Origin of the sequence: Micromonospora sp. NPDC049257, from assembly GCF_040678915.1 — a bacterium.
In the GTDB taxonomy this organism is placed as follows: domain Bacteria; phylum Actinomycetota; class Actinomycetes; order Mycobacteriales; family Micromonosporaceae; genus Micromonospora; species Micromonospora antibiotica.
Genome location: NZ_JBFAQU010000040.1, coordinates 21,027 through 39,097, shown reverse-complemented (window position 1 = coordinate 39,097; position 18,071 = coordinate 21,027). Strand labels below are relative to the sequence as shown.

The window sequence follows — 18,071 nt, the reverse complement described above, 5'->3', positions numbered from 1 at the left end:
ATGTCGCCGAACGCCTCGACCACCCGCTGGAGCACCTGCCGGCAGTGGGTGGTGCGGCTGTCGTACAAGGTGGCGAGGATGCCTACGAGTTCCACCCGGTGCGCCCCCGCCGCCGCGTCCCCGTCGCCGGCCCGGATCAGCCGGCCAACCGGCGGCTGATGTCCGCCCGCAGCTGCTTCTTGTTCACCTTGCCCACCGCCGTGAACGGCAGCTCGTCGACGGTCACCAGCCGCTCCGGCAGCTTGAACGCGGCCACCCCGGCCCGCTGCATCACCGCCCTTACGTCCTCCAGGGCCACCGCCCGGCCCGGCTGCGGCACCACGTAGAGGCAGACCCGCTCACCCAGCTCGGCGTCCGGCATGGCGACCGCGGCGGCCAGGCTCACCGCGTCGAGCTGGTAGGCGAAGTTCTCCACCTCCTCGGCGGAGATCTTCTCCCCACCCCGGTTGATCAGGTCCTTGTCCCGCCCCTCGATGACCAGGTTCCCGTCCGGCCGCAGCCGCACGATGTCGCCGGTGTTGTACCAGCCGTCGACGAAGGCCCGCGCGGTCAGCTCCGGCGACCGGTAGTAGCCGCGCGGCGTGTACGGCCCCCGGGTCAACAGCACCCCCGCCTCGCCCGGCGGCACCGGCCGACCGTCCTCGTCGACCAGCCGCAACTCGTCGTCCGGGCAGATCGGGCGGCCCTGGGTGTGGCACACCACGTCCGGCGGGTCGGCCGGGCGGGTCAGGCAGAGCAGCCCCTCCGCCATCCCGTACACCTGCTGCAACGCGCAGCCCAGGACCGGGGTGACCCGCTGGGCCACCTGGTCGGCCAGCCGGGAGCCGGCGACCTGCACCCGGCGCAGCGAACCGAGGTCCCGGTCGGGGTCCTTCTCCCGGTACTCCAGCCAGCGTTGCACGGCGGCCGGCACCAACGAGGTGAAGGTGACCTGCTCCCGCTGCACCGTCTCGAACGCGCGCTCCGGTGCGGGCGACGGCAGGATCACCACCCGGCCACCGGCCAGCAACGTGCCCAGCAGACCCGGCCCGGCCATCGGGTAACCGTGCGCCAGCGGCAGCACCGCCAGGTAGACCGTCGACGCGTCCACGTCGGACAGCTCGGCCGCCCGGCGCATCATGTACCCGTAGTCGTCGTGGGTCCGGGCGATCAGCTTCGGCACCCCGGTGGTGCCGCCGGAGAGCAGGAACAGGGCGACCGCCGAGCCGGCGGGAGCGGCGGCGTCGAGCGCCGACCGGGCCGCCGCCGGGTCGTCCGCCGGCCGGCACAGCCGCCGCAGGTCGACACTGTCCGCGCGGACCTCCGCCCCGGCCACCAGCACGTGCCGCAGGGTCGGGGCGTCGGCGGCCACCTCGTGCGCCAACGCCTGGTGGTCGAAGTCCTTCAACACGTCCGGTACGACCAGCGCCCGCGCCCCCGTCAATGCCACGATCGCGGCGATCTCCTGCCGACGGTGCGCCGGCAGCGCCATCACCGGGACCGCGCCCAGCCGGAAGCAGGCCACCGTCAGCACGACGAACTCCCAGCAGTTGGGCAGCTGCACCACCACCCGGTCGTCGGGGCGTATCCCCAGCTCCCGCAGGCGGGTGGCGGCCCCGTCCGCGCGGGCGGTCAGCTCGGCGAAGGTGAGCCGTACCGGGCCGTCGACCAGGCACGTCGCGGTGGGGTCGGCGTCGGCGGCGGCGTACAGCTGCGCCCCCAGCGAACGGTGAGTCCAGTACCCCCGCTCGGTGTACCGCGCCACCAGCTCCGGTGGCCACGGCACGGTCCCGTCGAGGGTAGGTCGGGTCGCTTCTGCGGACATGTGGGTCCTCCCGATCCGGTGGGTCGACGCGGCGCACCGGCGTCGGGGCCCGCGCGGCGCGACCGAGGAATTCGCGTGTCGAACTCGCGGGGAAACCGTACGGAGGCGCACCGCCGAGTTCCTTCTCCCGCATTGCGCTATTGCGCCGCCGGGCATTAACGGAGGTCACGGCGGGTGCCGGTGGCCGCCGTCGGCCGCCGACGATCGCACTCAGGAAGGTGCCCCTGTGATCGGTGGGGGAACAGGATGTTCCGCAGTTGAGGTCAGCGTCCGGACCTGACCGTCACCGCGACATTTCCGAAGGACAGCGACCACCGCATCCGGCTGTGTTCCGGGTGCGGTCGGCGATGTGGAGAGGAGCCTGGACGTGAGCCAGGATGGGGAATTTTCTGAGGCAGTGGCCATTGTCGGTATGAGCTGCCGGTTCGCCCCTGACCTTGACTCGTTGGAGAAGTTCTGGGCATTTCTCATCGGTGGTCGACATGCCGTGAGCGCCATGCCCGACAAGCGGTGGGAACCGTACGCCTCGACCAGCCCCCAGGCCACCGCGATCCTGCGGAAGACGACCCGACTGGGCTCATTCCTCGACGACATCGAGGGATTCGACGCGGACTTCTTCGGCATCTCTCCCCGGGAGGCGGACTTCCTCGACCCGCAGCAGCGGATCGTGTTGGAGTTGGCCTGGGAGGCGCTGGGCAACGCGGGTGTGCCGCCGTTGTCGCTGCGCGGTTCGGACGCCGGTGTCTTCGTGGCGGCCAATTCCAACGACTACGGCCGCCGCCTGCTGGAGGACATTCCGCGGACCGGGGCATGGGCGGTCAACGGCACCACCTACTACGGCATCGCCAACCGCATCTCGTACTTCCTCGACCTGCGGGGCCCCAGCATGGCGGTCGACACCGCCTGTGCCGGTTCCCTCACCGCGCTGCACCTGGCCTGCCAGAGCCTGCGCGAGGGGGAGATCCCGCTGGCCGTCGTCGGCGGGGTCAACATCATGGCCAGCCCGACCCTGTTCGTCGCCCTGGACGCGGCCGGGGCGACCGCCCCGGACGGGCGCAGCAAGGCGTTCGCCGCCGACGCCGACGGCTACGGCCGGGGCGAGGGCGCCGGCGTGGTGGTGCTCAAGCGGCTGTCCGACGCCCGCCGTGACGGCGACGAGGTGCTCGCGCTGATCCCCGGCAGCGGGGTGTTCCAGGACGGCCGCTCCGACGGGATGATGGCGCCCAACGGCTCCGCCCAGGAGCACATGCTCCGGGTGGCCTACGAGCGTGCCGGCATCGCCCCGGAGACGGTGCACTACGTCGAGGCGCACGGCACCGGCACCCCGGTCGGCGACCGGGAGGAGGCCAAAGCGTTGGCCGCCGTCTTCGGCGCCGGACGGCCCGCCGACGAGCCCTGCCTGATCGGTTCGGTGAAACCCAACATCGGTCACGTCGAGGCGGGCTCGGGCATCGCCGGTGTGATCAAGGCGGTGCTGGCGTTGCGGCACGCCGAGATCCCGCCGAGCCTGCACCGCGAGCCGAACCCGGACTTCGACTGGGCCGCCTCCGGGCTGCGGCTGATCGGCGAGCGGTCCCCGTGGCCGGCCGGCGACAGCCCGCGCCGGGCCGGCGTGTCCAGCTACGGCGTCGGCGGGTCCATCTCGCACGTCATCCTCCAGGAGGCGCCGCCCGCCGTGGCCGCCTCGACCGGGGCCACGGCCGACCCGGCGCAGGCCGGTACCGCCTCGACCGAGGTCGTCGCCGGGGCCCGGCCGTCGGTGTACCCGCTCTCGGCGATGTCCGAGGCCGGGGTGGCGGCGCTGGCCAGCCGCACCGCCGACTGGCTGGTGGAGCACCCGGGGGCGTCCCTGCCGTCGGTGGGGCACACCCTGGCGCAGCGCCGCTCGCACCTGCCGCAGCGGGCCGCCGTGCTGGCCGCCTCACCCGGGGAACTCGTCGAGCGGCTGCGGGAGGTGGCCGACGGCCGCACGACCCCGCAGGTCGCCCGGGGTCGGACGGTGGCCGATCCGGCCCCGGTGGTCTGGGTCTTCTCCGGCCACGGCGCGCAGTGGGCGGGCATGGGCCGGCAGTTGCTGCGCGACGAGCCGGTCTTCGCCGCCGCCGTCGACGCGCTGGCCGAGGTGTTCCGCGAGGAACTCGGCTGGACGCCCCGCGAGGCGCTCACCGCCGGCGGCCCGTGGAACGGCGTCGAGGTGCAGGCGTTGACCTTCGCCACCCAGGTCGCCCTGGCGCAGACCTGGCGGTCCCGGGGGCTCACCCCGGCCGCCGTGATCGGGCACTCGGTGGGGGAGATCGCCGCCGCCGCCGTCGCCGGCAGCCTGGACGTGCTGGCTGCCGCCCGGTTCGCCTGCCAGCGGGCGCGCGCCCTGGAACGCCTCCAGGGCCAGGGCGGGATGGCCATGGTCGGGCTCGGCTTCGACGAGGCCCGGCAGCGGCTCGCCGGTTCGGTCGGCGTGGTCGCCGCCATCTCGGCCAGCCCCACCTCCACCGTGCTGTCCGGGGACCGGGAGACCGTCGAGCAGATCGTGACGCGTTGGCGCGAGGAGGGGGTGGCGGTGTGGCGGGTCGACACCGACATCGCCTTCCACAGCCCGCACGTCGACGCCGCGGTGGCCGAGGTCGCCGCGGCGGCCGGTGCGCTGCGGCCCGGAACGCCCCGCACCCCCCTCTACAGCACCGCGTTGACCGACCCCCGGTCGACCGCGCCGCGTGACGGCGCGTACTGGGTGGCGAACCTGCGTGAGCCGGTGCGCTTCACCGACGCGGTGACGGCGGCGGTCGCCGACGGGCACCGGGTCTTCCTGGAGGTCTCCACCCACCCGGTGGTCACCCACTCCATCGGGGAGACCCTCGCCCACCTCGGCGTCGAGGACGCCACCGTCGTGCACAGCCTGCGCCGCGACACCGACGAGGAACGTGCCCTGCTGGCCGGCCTGGCCCGGCTGCACTGCGCGGGCGCGGCGGTGGACTGGGAGCGGCTGCACCCGACCGGTTCGTTGCTGCCGATGCCCTCGGTGGCCTGGCAGCACCGGCCGTACTGGATCTTCCCGGAGGCCCGGGCCGAGTCCGGTCCCGGCGGGGGGCACGACCCGGAGCGGCACAGCCTGCTCGGCGGCCGGATGACGGTCTCCGGCGCCCCGCCCCGGCAGGTGTGGCAGACCTACCTGGACATGTCGTCGCGGCCCTACCCGCTCGACCACGAGGTGGTCGACGTCGAGATCACCCCGGCCGCCGTCCTGATCAACAGCTTCGCCCTGGCCGCCGCGGAGGACGGCCGGCTGCCCGCGCTGGCCGACATCGTGCTGCGTACCCCGCTGGCCGTCGCGCCGCCCCGGGTGGTGCAGATCGTCCTGTCGGAGAACACCGCCCGGCTGGCCACCCGGGTCGCCCCGCAGGACGGCGCCCCCGTCGTCGACGACGAGGAATACGAGTGGATCACCCACTCGACGGCGACCATCGACTGGAGCACCGAACTGGTCGACGGCCGGGTCGACGTCGACGAGGTGCGGGCCCGGTGCCCGCAGGAGTGGTCCTGGCAGCGGGTCGACGAGATGTTCCGCCGGATGGGCGTCGGCGGCTACGCGTTCCCCTGGGACGTCGTGGAGCTGCGCCGCAACGACGAGGAGCAACTCGCCGACATCGTCATCGTGCCGCCCCCGGCGCAGACGGCCACCAGTTGGGCGCACGTCATCGACGGCGCGCTGACCATCAGCGCGGTGCTGGTCACCCCGGAGTACGCCAGGCACCAGTGGATGTCCTCGCACATCGAGTCGGTCGTCTTCACGGGGGAACCACCGGCGCACATCACCGTCCACTCGGTGCGGTCGCCCAGGTCGCCGCAGGACACGGTGGACGTGCAGGTGGCGAACGAGCACGGCGAAGTGGTCTGCCAGGTGCGCGGCCTGCGGTTCTCCGCCATCTCGGACACCGACAGCGCGGTGGCCGCCCCCCGAGAGCTGGTGCACGAGGTGGTCTGGCGGTCGCTGGACCTCACCGTCGACGGCAGCAGCACCGAGCTGTCCCGGGTGGTCGTGGTCGGCGGTGACGCCGCCGCCGGTGACCTGGCCGGGGCGCTGGCCGGCACCGGGCTGCGTACCGTGCGGGTGGACGGCCCGGACGAGCTGGCCACGGTCGGTCTCACCCCGCGTGACGCGGTCCTGGTCGCACCGGGTGCCGGCGACGCCGGCGAGTCGGCCGAGCAGGCCGCCGAACGGTGCGGCTGGGAGCTGATCCACAGCGCGCAGGCACTGATCGAGGCCCAGGCGGCCGGGGGCGACCCGGCCGCCGCCCAGCCCCGGCTCTGGTGCCTGACCCGGGGCGTGCGGCAGGCGGTGGCGGAGCGGTCGCTGGCCCACGCCCCGCTGTGGGGCATCGCCCGGATCATCGCCGGGGAACACCCGGACCTGTGGGGTGGGGTCGTCGACCTCGCCGACGACGCCGACGTCCCCGCCGAGACCCTCGCGACGGTGCTGCGCCGGCTCACCGGCGACGAGGACGTCGTCTCGGTCACCGGTGGTGAGGTGGCGGTGCAGCGGCTCGGGCAGGTCGAGCGGCCCGCCGACGGCACCGCGTTGCAGTGCCGGCCGACCGACACCTACCTGATCACCGGTGGCCTCGGGGCACTCGGCCTGATGGTGGCCCGGTGGCTGGCCGACCGGGGGGCCCGGCGGATCCTGCTCGCCGGCCGCCGTGGCCTGCCGCCGCGCGCCGACTGGGACGGCGACCACGACGTGCGGACCCGTCGGCAGATCGACGGGGTGCTCGAACTGGAGGCGCTCGGGGTGACCGTCCGGACCCTGGCGTTGGACATCACCGACCCGGTGGAGGTCGCGGCGGCGCTCGACCCGGCCTCGCACGGCATGCCGGCGGTACGCGGCATCGTGCACGCCGCCGGCGTGGTACGCGACGCGATGGTGGACAAGGTCGACCGGGAGGGGCTGCACGACGTCCTCGGGCCCAAGGTGAACGGGGCGATGGTGCTGCACCGGCTCTTCCCCCCGGGCACGCTGGACTTCTTCGTAATGTTCTCGTCCTGCGGGCAGTTCACCCGGCTGACCGGGCAGACCACCTACGCGGCGGCCAACTCGTTCCTGGACGCCCTAGCGGCGCACCGGCACGCCGACGGTCACACCGAGACGACCAGCCTCGGCTGGACGTCCTGGCGCGGGGTCGGCATGTCCGAGTCGATCTCGTCGACCATGCTGGAGGCCAACTCCCGTGGCCTGGACGCGATCTCGGTGACCGAGGCGTTCCGGGCCTGGGCCTTCGCCGACCGTTTCCACAGCCCGTACCACGCGATCCTGCGGGTGCTGGCGCCCACCACCAACGCCCCCCGGCTGCCGATGCTGCGGGAGCTGACCGCGACCAGGTCGACCACCGAGGGCGGCACCGGTCAGGCGTTCAGCGTCGACTGGGTCGACACCCCGGAGCAGGAGCTGCGGGAACTGGTCACCGCCGACGTGCGGGAGCAGGCCGCCGCCGAGCTGAGCCTGGCCGCCGAGGACCTGGAGCTGCGCCGGCCGCTGGTCGAGCTGGGCGTGGACTCGGTGATGACGGTGGCGCTGCGGGTGCGGCTCCAGGGCCGGTACGGCCTGGAGCTGCCGCCGAACATCCTGTGGAACAAGCCGACCATCGCCGCCCTGGCCGACCACATCGTCGACAGTCTGCGCCCCGCGGAGCCCACCGACGACGACCCGGCCGACGACCCGGCCGCGTTGCGGGTGGGCTGACCCCCACCTGCGGCGATCCCGCCGTACCCCGGCCGGTGCACCCACCGGCCGGGGTACGGCTATTTCTCGTCCGCCCCCGGAAACGATTTCTCGGAAACGGTCTCCGACATCGCAATCGCGGAGATGTCAGCGGTGTCGGACCGCCGGAGGATAGGGGGGACGGACGGACCGTTCGGGGGTGAATGTGTCCACTGTCCGCAGTAGTCCCAGGAGAGGAAGCGACCACGATGTCCACTGGTACCCAGGTGGCTCCGGCCATTGACGGAGAAAAGGCACTCGACGCGTATTACGGGTCGTTCACCAGCGACCAGGAAAAGGAGGTCCTCACCGTTCCGTTGCGCCTGGTGCAGGCCTGGTCCCGCAACGACGCCGCCGGGGTGGCGAATGCGTTCACCGAGGACGGCGTGATGATCCTGCCGGGTGACGTGTTCAAGAAGGGCCGCGACGAGATCCGCTCGTTCATGGCCGCCGCGTACGCCGGGCCGTTCAAGGGCACCGGGGTCACCGGCCGCCCGGTCGACGTGCGGATCATCGCCGACGACGCCGCCCTGATCCGTACCCACGGTGGCATCCTCGCCGCCGGCCAGACGGACATCGCGGAGGAGCTGGCCGTGCGTTCCACCTGGGTCGTCGTCAAGCGCGACGGCCAGTGGCAGCTCGCCGGCTACCAGAACAGCCCGCGCGGCGCCGGCGCGACGCTGCGCTGGTGACCGGTCACCCACTCGGACAGGAGGAGACAGCATGAGCACCGAGGGCGCATCGCTCGTGGCCGGCGCCAAGCAGTGGGCCTCGTACTACGGCGACTTCCCCAACGGGGTGGAAGGGGCGGTGCTGACCGCGCCGCTGCGCTGCCGGGCGGCGTGGGACGCCAACGACGCCGAGGGCTTCGCCTCCCTCTTCATCGACAACGGCAGCATGCTGGTCGGCGACAACCAGCTGATGAGCCGCGACGAGATCCGGTCCTACCTCGGCGAGCTGTTCGCCGGCCCGTACAAGGGCTCCCGGTTGACCCTGGAGTTCAGCGAGATCCAGGTCGTCTCGGAGTCGATGGCGCTGGCGGTCAGCGTCGGCGGGGTCGTCTACGCCGACGCCGCCGCCCTCGCCCCGGGCGACAACGTCCGCATCATGTGGGTCGTCGTCAAGCAGGACGGCGACTGGCGGATCGCCTCCTACCAGAGCAGCCCGATCACCGGCTGAACCGGTCCCGGCCAGCGCCGGGGGCGACGAGCGCCCCGGTGCGCGCCGGGTGACCAGCGGGCCGTCCAGGGCCGGGACGACGAGGGGTCGGCCCGGCCCTGGACGACGAGAGGAGAAGAGGAACCGATGACCACGACCATGGCACCCTGGGGAGACGCCTCGGCGCTGCTGGCCGCCGCAGGTGTCCCCGAGGACCCGTCCTACTACCGGGGGTACACCGACGCCGACGAGCGGGCGGCGTTGACGGTGGCCATGCGCATCCAGGCGGCCTGGGCGGCCAACGACGCCGACATGTTCGCCGACGTGTTCACCGACAACGGCAGCCTGCTGATGCGCGACGAGCAGCTCACCAGCCGGGAGGAGATCCGGGCGTACATGTCCCGGGGTTTCGCCGGGCCGCTGCGAGGCGCCCGGGTGAAGGGTTGGCCGGTCGAGGTCAGCTTCCTCACCGACGACGTCGCTCTGGTGGTGACCGAGGGCGGCATCATCATGGCCGGCCAGGACGACATCGCGCCGGAGAACTTCATCCGGGCCACCTGGGTGATGCTGCGCCAACCCGACGGCCAGCTCCGGCTGGTCTCGCACCAGAGCAGCCCGATCAGGGGCTGACGCCGACGCGGTCGACGACGACCGCCCGACCGCCGCGGTCGTGGTGACGACGGGATCCCGATCACGGATCACCACGGCCCCGGGGCACGCCCGGCGGGGACCGCCCGGTCCCCGCCGGTGGCGCGGAGACCCGCGACCGACAACCGAGAACCTGACCTTGGAGGGTGCAGTGGTGTACGACTACGTCATCGTCGGCGCGGGATCAGCGGGGTGTGTCCTGGCCGCCCGGCTCACCGAGGACCCCGACGTCACGGTGTGCCTGATCGAGGCGGGTCCCCGGGACACCGCCGACAACATCCACGTCCCGGTGGCCTTCGGCACCCTGTTCCGCACCGCCCTGGACTGGGACTACGACACCCACGAGGAGCCGGCGCTGGGTCGGCGGCGGGTCTACCTGCCCCGGGGGCGGGTGCTGGGCGGCACCAGCTCGATCAACACGATGGTCTACATCCGGGGCGCGCGCGGCGACTTCGACGGCTGGGCGCAGCCCGGCTGGGGCTTCGACGACCTGCTGCCGTACTTCAAGCGGTCCGAGGACAACGAGCGGGGGGCGTCGACCTACCACGGGGTCGGCGGGCCGATGGCGGTCTCCGAGGGGCGGGCCAACAACCCGATGTCGTCGGCGTTCGTCGAGGCGGCCACCGACGCCGGCTACGGGGCCAACGACGACTTCAACGGCGCGGGGCAGGAGGGTTTCGGCTTCTTCCAGCTCACCCAGCGCGACGGCCGCCGGGAGAGCACCGCGACCGCGTTCCTGCACCCCGCCCTCGACCGGCCCAACCTGACCGTGGAGACCAACGTCCACGTGCACCGGGTGCTGATCGAGAACGGTCGGGCGGTCGGGGTGACCGGGACCCGGCTGGACGACACGCTGACCGTCACCGCCTCCCGGGAGGTCATCCTCGCCGCCGGGGCGTACAACTCGCCGCAGCTGCTGATGCTCTCCGGGGTCGGCCCGGCCCCGCTGCTGGGCGCGCTCGGCGTGCCGGTGCTGCTGGACCAGCCGCAGGTGGGGCAGAACCTCCAGGACCACGCGCTGATCCCGCTGGTCTACACCCACTCGCAGCCGATCAGCCTGCTCGCCGCCAACCAGCCCGAGCACCTGCAACGCTTCATGGCCGAGGGGCGTGGCCCGATGACGGCCAACGGGCCGGAGGCCGGCGGCTTCGTGCGTACCCGCGACGACCTGACCGCCCCGGACGCGGAGTTCCTGGCCGCGCCGGTGATGTTCGCCGACAGCGGGCTCGGCACCCCCACCCACCACTCGATCTCGTACGGCCCGTCGATGATCGCCCCGCGCAGCCGGGGGTACGTGCTGCTGGCCTCGGCCGACCCGACGGCCAAGCCGAAGATCGTGCACAACTACTTCCAGGACGAGCGCGACCTCGACGACGCGGTCGCGGCGACCCGGATCGGCATCCGGATCGCCCAGCAGAAGGCGCTGGCCCTGTACACCGAGGGACAGTTCGCGCCGCCGGCCTCGGACTCCGACGAGGACCTGCGGCACTACGTCCGGCAGTACGCCCACTCGATCTTCCACCCGGCGGGCACCTGCGCGATGGGCGCCGTGGTCGACGAGCAGTTGCGGGTCAACGGGCTGGAGGGGCTGCGGGTGGTCGACGCCAGCGTCATGCCCACCCTGGTCCGGGGCAACCCGAACGCCGCCGTGATCGCCATCGCGGAAAAGGCGGCGGACCTGATCGCCGGGGTCGCGCCGCTGCCCCGGCAGGCCGAGGCGGTCGCCCGGTGACCTGCCTCCCGCCCGCCGACCCGTCCGTTCCGGTGGGCGGCGTCCTGTCCGCCGACCGTACCCGCACAGGAGGAGTGAGATGACCAGCGCGACCGAGGCCCCCCCGAGGGAAGAACTGGTACGCCGCGCCAGCGAGCTGGTGCCGCTGCTGCGCCGGCACGCCAGCTGGCAGGAGGAGAACCGGCGGCTGCACGACGAGACGGTCGAGGCGCTGGCCGACGCCGGCCTGTTCCGGATGCGGGTGCCGCGCCGCTACGGCGGCTACGAGTCGGACACCCGCACCCTGCACGAGGTGATGGTGGAGCTGGGCCGGGGCGACGGCTCGGTGGCCTGGACGGCGTCGGTGTGGGCGATCCCCGGCTGGATGGTCGGGATGTTCCCCGACGCGGTGCAGGACGAGGTCTACTCCACCCCCGACGTGCGGATCTGCGGGACGTTGAGCCCGTCGGCCAGCGGCACCCCGAAGCCCGGCGGCGGGATGGTGCTCAACGGCAGCTGGAGTTTCATCAGCGGCGCCCTGCACAGCCACTGGCAGGAGGTCATCGCGATGGCCCCCGCCCCGGACGGGGTGAACCAGTGGCCGGTGATGGCCCTGGTGCCGCTGTCCGACCTGGAGATCGTGGACGACTGGTACACCGCCGGCCTGCAGGGTTCGGGCAGCATCACCACGGTGGCCCGGGACGTCTTCGTGCCGCAGGAGCGGATCGTGCCGATGCCCGCCGTGCTCCAGGGGCAGAGCGCCTCGGCGCTCAACCGGGACCTGCCGATGTACCGCAACCCGCTGCTCGGGGTGGCGAACGCCTCCTCGGCCGGTACGGTGATCGGGCTGGCCCGGGCGGCCCGGGAGTTCTTCCTGGAGCGGCTCGACCGCAAGATCACCTACACCGACTACGCGACGCAGCGGGAGGCCCCGGTCACCCACCTGCAGCTGGCCGAGGCGACCATGAAGATCGACGAGGCCGAGTTCCACGCCCAGCGGATCACCGACCTGGTCGACACCAAGGGTGTCAGCGGTGAGCCGTGGACGCTGGAGGAGCGGGCCCGGACCCGGGCCGACATCGGGGCGATCTGCCAGCTCGGGCGGGCCGCCGTCGACCTGCTCGGGATGGCCAGCGGTGGCTCGTCGATCCTGCGCCAGGCCCCGATGCAGCGGGTGGTCCGGGACATGTACGCGGTCAACCTGCACGCGCTGATGGTCCCGTCGACGAACCTCGAACTCTACGGTCGGGTGCTGTGCGGGCTGGAGCCCAACTCGCCGTACATCTGAGTGCCGCCCGCCGGGCACGGCGGACGGTGGGACGAAGAAACGGACCCGCGGCACCGGTCGGTGCCGCGGGTCCGCCCGCATGTGCGGGTCGTCACATGTCGGGGCCACCTGCGCCGAGCACCGGACGGACCTCGACGAGGCCGAAGTTGGCCTCCGGGATCCGGGCGGCGTGCCCGACCGCCTGCTCGATGGTGTCGCACTCGATCAGGTAGATCCCGGCGACGTACTCCTTGACCTCGGGGAACGGGCCGTCGGTGGTGGTGACCTTGCCGTCGCTGACCAGGACCTTCTTGGCCTGACCCTGGTCGGCGAGGGCCTCGGAGACGATCAGCTCGCCCGACTCGGCCAGATCCTCCACCAGCGACATGTGCGCCTTGAAACCCAGCTCCCGCTCGGTGTCGGACATGTTCTGCCAGGCGTCCCGGGTCTGCTGGTTGTGGCTGATCATGATCAGGTACTTCATGGGTGCCTCCTGAAGGCTCGAACTATTTGCTTACCCGTATGTCGAAACCAACGAGCCAGCTTCGACATCCAGGCAGAAGCGCACGTGACGTGCGCCGATGTCGAGGAGGGCACATGAGCACCGGTACCACACCGAGTTCGGACGAGGCGCTTGACGCGTCCGCGGACCGGCCGGATCCCCGTCGGTGGAAGGCGCTGGCGCTGCTCGGCTTCGTCCAGTTCATGTTCGTCATCGACATGACCGTGGTCAGCGTCGCGCTGCCGCGCATCCAGGGCGAACTCGACATGTCCCGGACCGGGCTGGCCTGGGTCGTCAACGGCTACGTGCTGATGGCCGGCGGTCTGCTGCTGTTCGGCGGCCGGCTCGCCGACCTGTTCGGTCGGCGGCGGATCTTCGTCACCGGCGTGGTCATCTTCGCCATCGCCTCGGTCATCTCCGGGGCCGCGATGAACCCCGAGATGCTCATCTACAGCCGCTTCCTCCAGGGCGTCGGTGAGGCGCTGGCCGCCCCGGCCGCGCTGGGCATCGTCTTCCTGCTCTTCTCGGCCCCGGCCGACCGGGTCAAGGCGGTCGGCATCTGGGGTGGCCTGTCGGGCCTGGCCGGCACGCTCGGCCCGGTCGTCGGTGGGCTCATCGTCGCCGACGCCAGCTGGCGCTGGATCTTCTACGTCAACGTCCCGGTCGCGGTGATCGCGCTGGCCCTGGTGGGCCGGCTGGTCGGCGAGACCCGGATGGAGCGCACCGGGCAGAAGTTCAACTTCGCCGGCGTGCTGACGGCCACGGCGGGTCTGGTGGCCATCGTCTACGGCCTGCTCCAGGCCGCCGAGCGGTCCTGGCTGTCGACGCAGGTGCTGCTGCCGCTCTTCGGCGGTCTGGCGCTGATCGGGCTGATGCTGCTGATCGAGTCGCGGGCCGCCGCACCGCTGATCCCGCTGCGGTTCTTCACCAACCGCACCCGCGCGGTGGGTTACCTGGTCGGTCTGACCCTCTCCTGCGCCTTCTTCGGGTTCACCTTCCTGACCACCCTCTTCGAGCAGCAGGTGCTCGGCTACTCGCCGCTCAAGGGCGGCCTCTCCTTCATCCCGGTGGGTCTGGGCATCGCCTTCGGCGTCGGGCTGTCCACCGGCATGATCCCGAAGTTCGGCGTCAAGCCGGTGATCATCGTGGGTCTGCTCGGGGTCACCGGCGGCCTGTTGCTGCTCAGCGGGATCTCCGTCGACACCCACTACGCCAGCGGCATCCTGCCCGGCATGCTGGTGCTGGGCGTCTTCTTCGGCCTGGCGATGCCCGGCACCGCCAACACCGCGCTCTACAAGGTGGGCACCCAGGACACCGGGCTCGCCTCCGCCATGCAGAACGTGATGCAGCAGGTCGGTGGCGCGCTCGGCCTGTCGGTCCTGGTGGCGCTGGCCCTGCGGTTGGGCGGGGACCGGCTCGCCGAGGGGGTGAACGCGAGGGTCGCGGCCACCGAGGGGTACGTGCTGTCCTACCGGGTCTCCGCGGTGCTGCTCCTGGTCGTCGCCCTCGTCGTGCTCCTGCTGCTGGAGAAGATCGGTATCCAGGGCGACTGGGCCACCCCCGACGACAAGACGCCGTCCGACAAGACCACCGCCGACGCCCCGTTGGCCGGTACCGGCGACGCCGACACCCCGTCGGGTGCCCCGGCCGCCGCCGACGACCGGACCGGTGCTCCACCCGCACGTTGACCGGTCGGCGTCCGGGTGGTTGCCGCCGCCCGGACGCCGTTCCCGCCCCGCACTGACCCACCCCCCCGGGTCGGTGCGGGACGGGCCGGCCGGCCCTTCCCCCGGGCCGGCCGGCAGCCCGGGACCGGCCGCACCGGTCCCGGTGTGCCACCCGGACCGTCCCCCCGGTCCGGGCCGGAGAACCTGCCGTCCCCCCGGCAGGCGTCAGCCCCGCCGGATCCCCCTTCCGGCGGGGCTGACTCGGCCCACGCGACCACCGGCGCCCGCGCGGCGCGGCGGTCGGTGTGCGGCGGTCAGTGTGCGGCGGTCTGTGGCACGGCCACCTCGGCCGGCTCCGTGCTCCGGCGACGCCGCCCGTTGAGCAGCGCCCCGATGAACGTGTAACGGACCAGGTAGCGGTAGCTGAGCAGGGTGAGGGGATAGGTGACCAGCAGGATGGCCGGGAACTTGACGAACCACGGCACCGCCACCTGCGACACCGCCGCCTGTAGCGCCATCACCAGCGGGAGGTGGACGACATAGACCCAGTACGACGCGTCGGCCACGTACCGGATCGACGGGTTCGGCCGGGACAGGTGCCGCATGGCCGCCCCGATCAGGCCCATCGTCCACGCCCACACGGCCAGCGTGTAGACGACCGCGTAGCCGATCTTGTGCCAGCCCAGCGACTCGGGTTCGGTGTCCGGGGTGAGCCCCACCATGGCCAGCGCGATCGCGGTGAGCACGACCGCCGCCACCAGGTTACGGGGGTACCGCCGCTCCCACACCCGGATCACGTCCACCTGGCGGTTGAGCAGCCAGCCGAAGCCGAACGCGCACCCGTAGGCGACCAGGCCCACCGGGTTGGGGATCAGCCCGTTCTCGGCCGGCGGCACCCCGTACCAGAGCAGCCAGTCCTGCTTGAGCAGGAAGGCGACGCAGAGCGGGGCGCCGACGACCAGCGGGGTGAGGTCACGGGCGACGACGTTCCGGACGATCGGGTCGACCAGTCCGCTGCGCCGGCTGCCGTCGGGGTCGAGCAGGTTGACCACCGCGCGGACGACCAGTGCCAGCACGTAGAGGACCAGCAGCCAGTAGAGGAACCACAGGTGGGTCAGCGGGAAGGTGCGCAGGGTCATCGGGGTGGCCCCGGGCACCTCCTCACCGGCCAGGTTCGCCGCGATGATGATCGCCACCACGGTGGAGACCATCACCACCGGCCAGAAGATCGCCAGTGGGGCGAGGATGCGCACGGCCCGGTTGCGGACGAACCCGGCGGTGCCGCGCCGGTGCAGCAGCAGCCGGGCGAAGAAGCCGGCGATCAGGAAGAACAGCGTCATCCGGAACACGTGGATGACGAAGTAGGTGCCGTTCATCACCGGGCTCGTCGACACGTCCCCCACCACCCAGGTGCGGGGCTCCAGGAAGGACAGTGTCGTGTGCAGCACGACGCCGAGGAGCAGGGCTCCCGCGCGTACCGCGTCGAGGGCGTGCAGTCGTTCGGAGGCGCTCGTGGCGGCGCCGGGGACAGGGGTCGAGGGGATGGCCATGTTCTGCTCTCCACTACCCGCGGTCTCGGGTCCGTCCCGATTCCGCGCGTTCGTCGGGCGTCGGGAATAGGCGGCGCCGGTAGCCCCGGAAGAGGTGGTGCGTGCTCCGGGCCGACCGGCCGGACAGCACTGAGGGAGTTGCTGTCGACCGCTACGGGGAGGCTATAAAACATAGACAATCATGGTCATCCGCGCTTGCGTCAAAATTGTTTCATCTTTCGGTTGCCGGCATCGGCCTTTCGGCCTTTCCGGCTAATTCGTCGTTTCTGCGTCTCGGTCGGGAGCGAATTCGGGAGCCCGTGGGCCGCCGGACTCACCGACCGGTCAGGCCCGTTGGGTCGCGCGTAGCCGCAGGAACCGCTGCTCCGGGACGCTGAGCGTCGCCTGGGCGGCCAGCAGGTAGTGCCGCCGGGCCTCCGCCCGGTCACCGAGCAGGTCGAGCAGATGGGCCCGCACGACGTGCACCCGGTGGTTACCGGCCAGCACCGGATCGGTCTGGGCGGCGGTCAGCTCCGCGAGCGCGGCCTCCGGCCCGTCCACCATGGCGACCGCCACGATCCGGTTCAGGGCGACCATCGGACCGGGCGCGATGCGCCGCAACAGGTTGTAGAGCCCGAGGATCTGGGGCCAGTCGGTGTCCTCGGCACGGGCCGCCTCGTCGTGCACCGCCGCGATCGCCGCCTGCACCTGGTACGGCCCGACCGGCGCAGTCGCCAGGGTGCGGGTGATCAACGCGACGCCCTCCGCGATGGCCCGCCCGTCCCACCGGGACCGGTCCTGCTCGGCCAGCGGAATGAGCGCCCCGTCCGGGCCGGTGCGGGCCGGCCGTCGGGCGTCGGTGAGCAGCATCAGCGCCAGCAGCCCGGTGACCTCCGGTTCGTCGGGCAGGCGCTCGTGCAGTTGCCGGGTCAGCCGGATCGCCTCGGCGGTCAGCTCGATCCGGTTGAGCGCCGGCCCCGAACTGGCCGTGTAACCCTCGTTGAAGATCAGGTAGAGGACCTCCATCACGGCGGCCACCCGGGCCGGCCGATCCTCGGGCGCCGGCATCCGGAACTCGGCGCCACTGGCCCGGATGCGCTGCTTGGCCCGGCTGATCCGTTGGGCGACGGTGGACTCCGGCACCAGGAACGCCCGGGCGATCTCGGCGGTGCTGAGCCCGCCGACCGCCCGCAGGGTGAGCGCCACCTGGGAAACCCGGGTGAGCGCCGGATGGCAGCAGAGCATCAGCAGGGTCAGCGTGTCGTCCACGGCGGAGACCCGACCGGGCTCCGGGGCGGTCAGGGCGGCCACCGCACGTTCCCGGCGGCGGCGGGCGGCGTCGTTGCGCCACAACTCCGTCCAGCGGCGGGAGGCGACCGTGGTCAGCCAGCCCCGGGGGTTGGCCGGTAACCCTTCCTCCGGCCACTGCACGGCCGCCGCGAGCAGGGCCTCCTGCACGGCGTCCTCACAGGTGTCGAAGCCGCCGTGCAGGCGTACCAGGGTGGAGAGCACCTGCGGCGCGTGCTCGCGCAGCAGGTCCTCGACGTCGGTGGTGACGGTCACGCGTCCGGCCGGGCGGCGTCGAGGACCGGGCGCACCTCGACCAGGCCGAGTTGCGCCTCCGGCACCCGGGCCGCGTGCGCCACCGCCTGCTCGATGGTGTCGCACTCCACCAGGTAGAAGCCGGCGAGATACTCCTTCACCTCGGGAAACGGGCCGTCGGTGGCGATGGTGCGGCCCCGGTCGACCCGGACCCGACGGGCCGTCGCCGGATCGGCCAGCGCTTCGGAGACGATCAGTTCACCGGCGGCGGCGAGGTCTTCGACGAGGGCGGCGTGGGCCTTGACGCCCAGTTGCCGTTCGGTGTCGGACATGTCCTGCCACGCGTCACGAGCCTGCTCGTTGTGGCTGATCAGGATCAGATATTTCACCGCACCTCCAAGGTCGGAGATGATTGTCCCACCGGTAGGTCACAACCAGCACCGTCGCTACGACACAATACAGACGTGCAGCTCAGCGTGGGTAGGTCGACGCGG

The 18,071-nt window shown here is 72.3% G+C and carries 12 protein-coding genes and 1 pseudogene; 7 read left to right on the top strand and 6 right to left on the bottom strand.

The genetic code is table 11. The features are described from left to right. Positions 1-95, bottom strand: a pseudogene (locus AB0K25_RS30560) (ParA family protein); the annotation flags it as partial. A 41-nt stretch (positions 96-136) separates the two neighbouring features. Beyond that, on the bottom strand, positions 137-1,804 hold the full coding sequence (locus AB0K25_RS30555) for an AMP-binding protein (RefSeq protein WP_363823887.1): 1,668 nt from the start codon (positions 1,802-1,804) through the stop codon (positions 137-139). Between the two features lie 367 nt (positions 1,805-2,171). Between AB0K25_RS30555 and AB0K25_RS30550 the strand changes: the two genes are divergently transcribed. From AB0K25_RS30550 to AB0K25_RS30525, 6 genes are all read left to right on the top strand, one after another. After that, positions 2,172-7,535 carry a type I polyketide synthase gene (locus tag AB0K25_RS30550; protein ID WP_363823885.1) on the top strand — a complete coding sequence of 1,788 codons (5,364 nt, stop codon included), beginning with the start codon at positions 2,172-2,174 and terminating at the stop codon, positions 7,533-7,535. A 227-nt stretch (positions 7,536-7,762) separates the two neighbouring features. Then, positions 7,763-8,245 (top strand): SgcJ/EcaC family oxidoreductase, encoded by a 483-nt coding sequence (locus AB0K25_RS30545; protein WP_219462701.1) that lies wholly within the window; start codon positions 7,763-7,765, stop codon positions 8,243-8,245. Between the two features lie 31 nt (positions 8,246-8,276). Continuing rightward, positions 8,277-8,732 (top strand): SgcJ/EcaC family oxidoreductase, encoded by a 456-nt coding sequence (locus AB0K25_RS30540; RefSeq protein WP_219462693.1) that lies wholly within the window; start codon positions 8,277-8,279, stop codon positions 8,730-8,732. Positions 8,733-8,858: 126 nt separating this feature from the next. Beyond that, a complete protein-coding gene (locus AB0K25_RS30535; protein ID WP_219462682.1) occupies positions 8,859-9,341 on the top strand; it encodes an SgcJ/EcaC family oxidoreductase in 483 nt (160 codons plus the stop codon). 172 nt (positions 9,342-9,513) lie between these two features. After that, positions 9,514-11,091, top strand: a complete 1,578-nt coding sequence (locus AB0K25_RS30530) for a GMC family oxidoreductase N-terminal domain-containing protein (protein ID WP_363823882.1) — start codon at positions 9,514-9,516, stop codon at positions 11,089-11,091. 79 nt (positions 11,092-11,170) lie between these two features. Next, positions 11,171-12,358, top strand: a complete 1,188-nt coding sequence (locus AB0K25_RS30525) for an acyl-CoA dehydrogenase family protein (protein WP_208566649.1) — start codon at positions 11,171-11,173, stop codon at positions 12,356-12,358. A gap of 91 nt (positions 12,359-12,449) precedes the next feature. Here AB0K25_RS30525 and AB0K25_RS30520 read toward each other — a convergent pair whose 3' ends face one another. Further along, positions 12,450-12,821 carry a YciI family protein gene (locus AB0K25_RS30520; RefSeq protein WP_219462671.1) on the bottom strand — a complete coding sequence of 124 codons (372 nt, stop codon included), beginning with the start codon at positions 12,819-12,821 and terminating at the stop codon, positions 12,450-12,452. Between the two features lie 113 nt (positions 12,822-12,934). Between AB0K25_RS30520 and AB0K25_RS30515 the strand changes: the two genes are divergently transcribed. After that, entirely contained in the window at positions 12,935-14,527 is a 1,593-nt protein-coding gene (locus AB0K25_RS30515) for a DHA2 family efflux MFS transporter permease subunit (protein WP_208566647.1), read from the top strand. Positions 14,528-14,820: 293 nt separating this feature from the next. On the opposite strand, the gene AB0K25_RS30510 is transcribed toward AB0K25_RS30515, so the two are convergent. From AB0K25_RS30510 to AB0K25_RS30500, 3 genes are all read right to left on the bottom strand, one after another. Continuing rightward, positions 14,821-16,056 carry an acyltransferase family protein gene (locus AB0K25_RS30510; protein ID WP_219462670.1) on the bottom strand — a complete coding sequence of 412 codons (1,236 nt, stop codon included), beginning with the start codon at positions 16,054-16,056 and terminating at the stop codon, positions 14,821-14,823. Between the two features lie 324 nt (positions 16,057-16,380). Beyond that, positions 16,381-17,598, bottom strand: a complete 1,218-nt coding sequence (locus AB0K25_RS30505; RefSeq protein WP_219462668.1) for a DUF6596 domain-containing protein — start codon at positions 17,596-17,598, stop codon at positions 16,381-16,383. Continuing rightward, the gene (locus AB0K25_RS30500; RefSeq protein WP_219462666.1) at positions 17,595-17,966 is read right to left on the bottom strand and encodes a YciI family protein; all 372 of its coding nucleotides are present in this window, start codon (positions 17,964-17,966) and stop codon (positions 17,595-17,597) included. Before AB0K25_RS30500 ends, AB0K25_RS30505 begins: the two co-directional genes overlap by 4 nt. Between the last annotated feature and the right edge of the window lie 105 nt (positions 17,967-18,071).

What these genes read in the sequence shown, in the direction of transcription:
- AB0K25_RS30555 (WP_363823887.1), bottom strand. Translation starts at nt 1,804, where the DNA reads ATGTCCGCAGAAGCGACCCGACCTACCCTCGACGGGACCGTGCCGTGG.
- AB0K25_RS30545 (WP_219462701.1), top strand. Translation starts at nt 7,763, where the DNA reads ATGTCCACTGGTACCCAGGTGGCTCCGGCCATTGACGGAGAAAAGGCA.
- AB0K25_RS30540 (WP_219462693.1), top strand. Translation starts at nt 8,277, where the DNA reads ATGAGCACCGAGGGCGCATCGCTCGTGGCCGGCGCCAAGCAGTGGGCC.
- AB0K25_RS30535 (WP_219462682.1), top strand. Translation starts at nt 8,859, where the DNA reads ATGACCACGACCATGGCACCCTGGGGAGACGCCTCGGCGCTGCTGGCC.
- AB0K25_RS30525 (WP_208566649.1), top strand. Translation starts at nt 11,171, where the DNA reads ATGACCAGCGCGACCGAGGCCCCCCCGAGGGAAGAACTGGTACGCCGC.
- AB0K25_RS30520 (WP_219462671.1), bottom strand. Translation starts at nt 12,821, where the DNA reads ATGAAGTACCTGATCATGATCAGCCACAACCAGCAGACCCGGGACGCC.
- AB0K25_RS30515 (WP_208566647.1), top strand. Translation starts at nt 12,935, where the DNA reads ATGAGCACCGGTACCACACCGAGTTCGGACGAGGCGCTTGACGCGTCC.
- AB0K25_RS30510 (WP_219462670.1), bottom strand. Translation starts at nt 16,056, where the DNA reads ATGGCCATCCCCTCGACCCCTGTCCCCGGCGCCGCCACGAGCGCCTCC.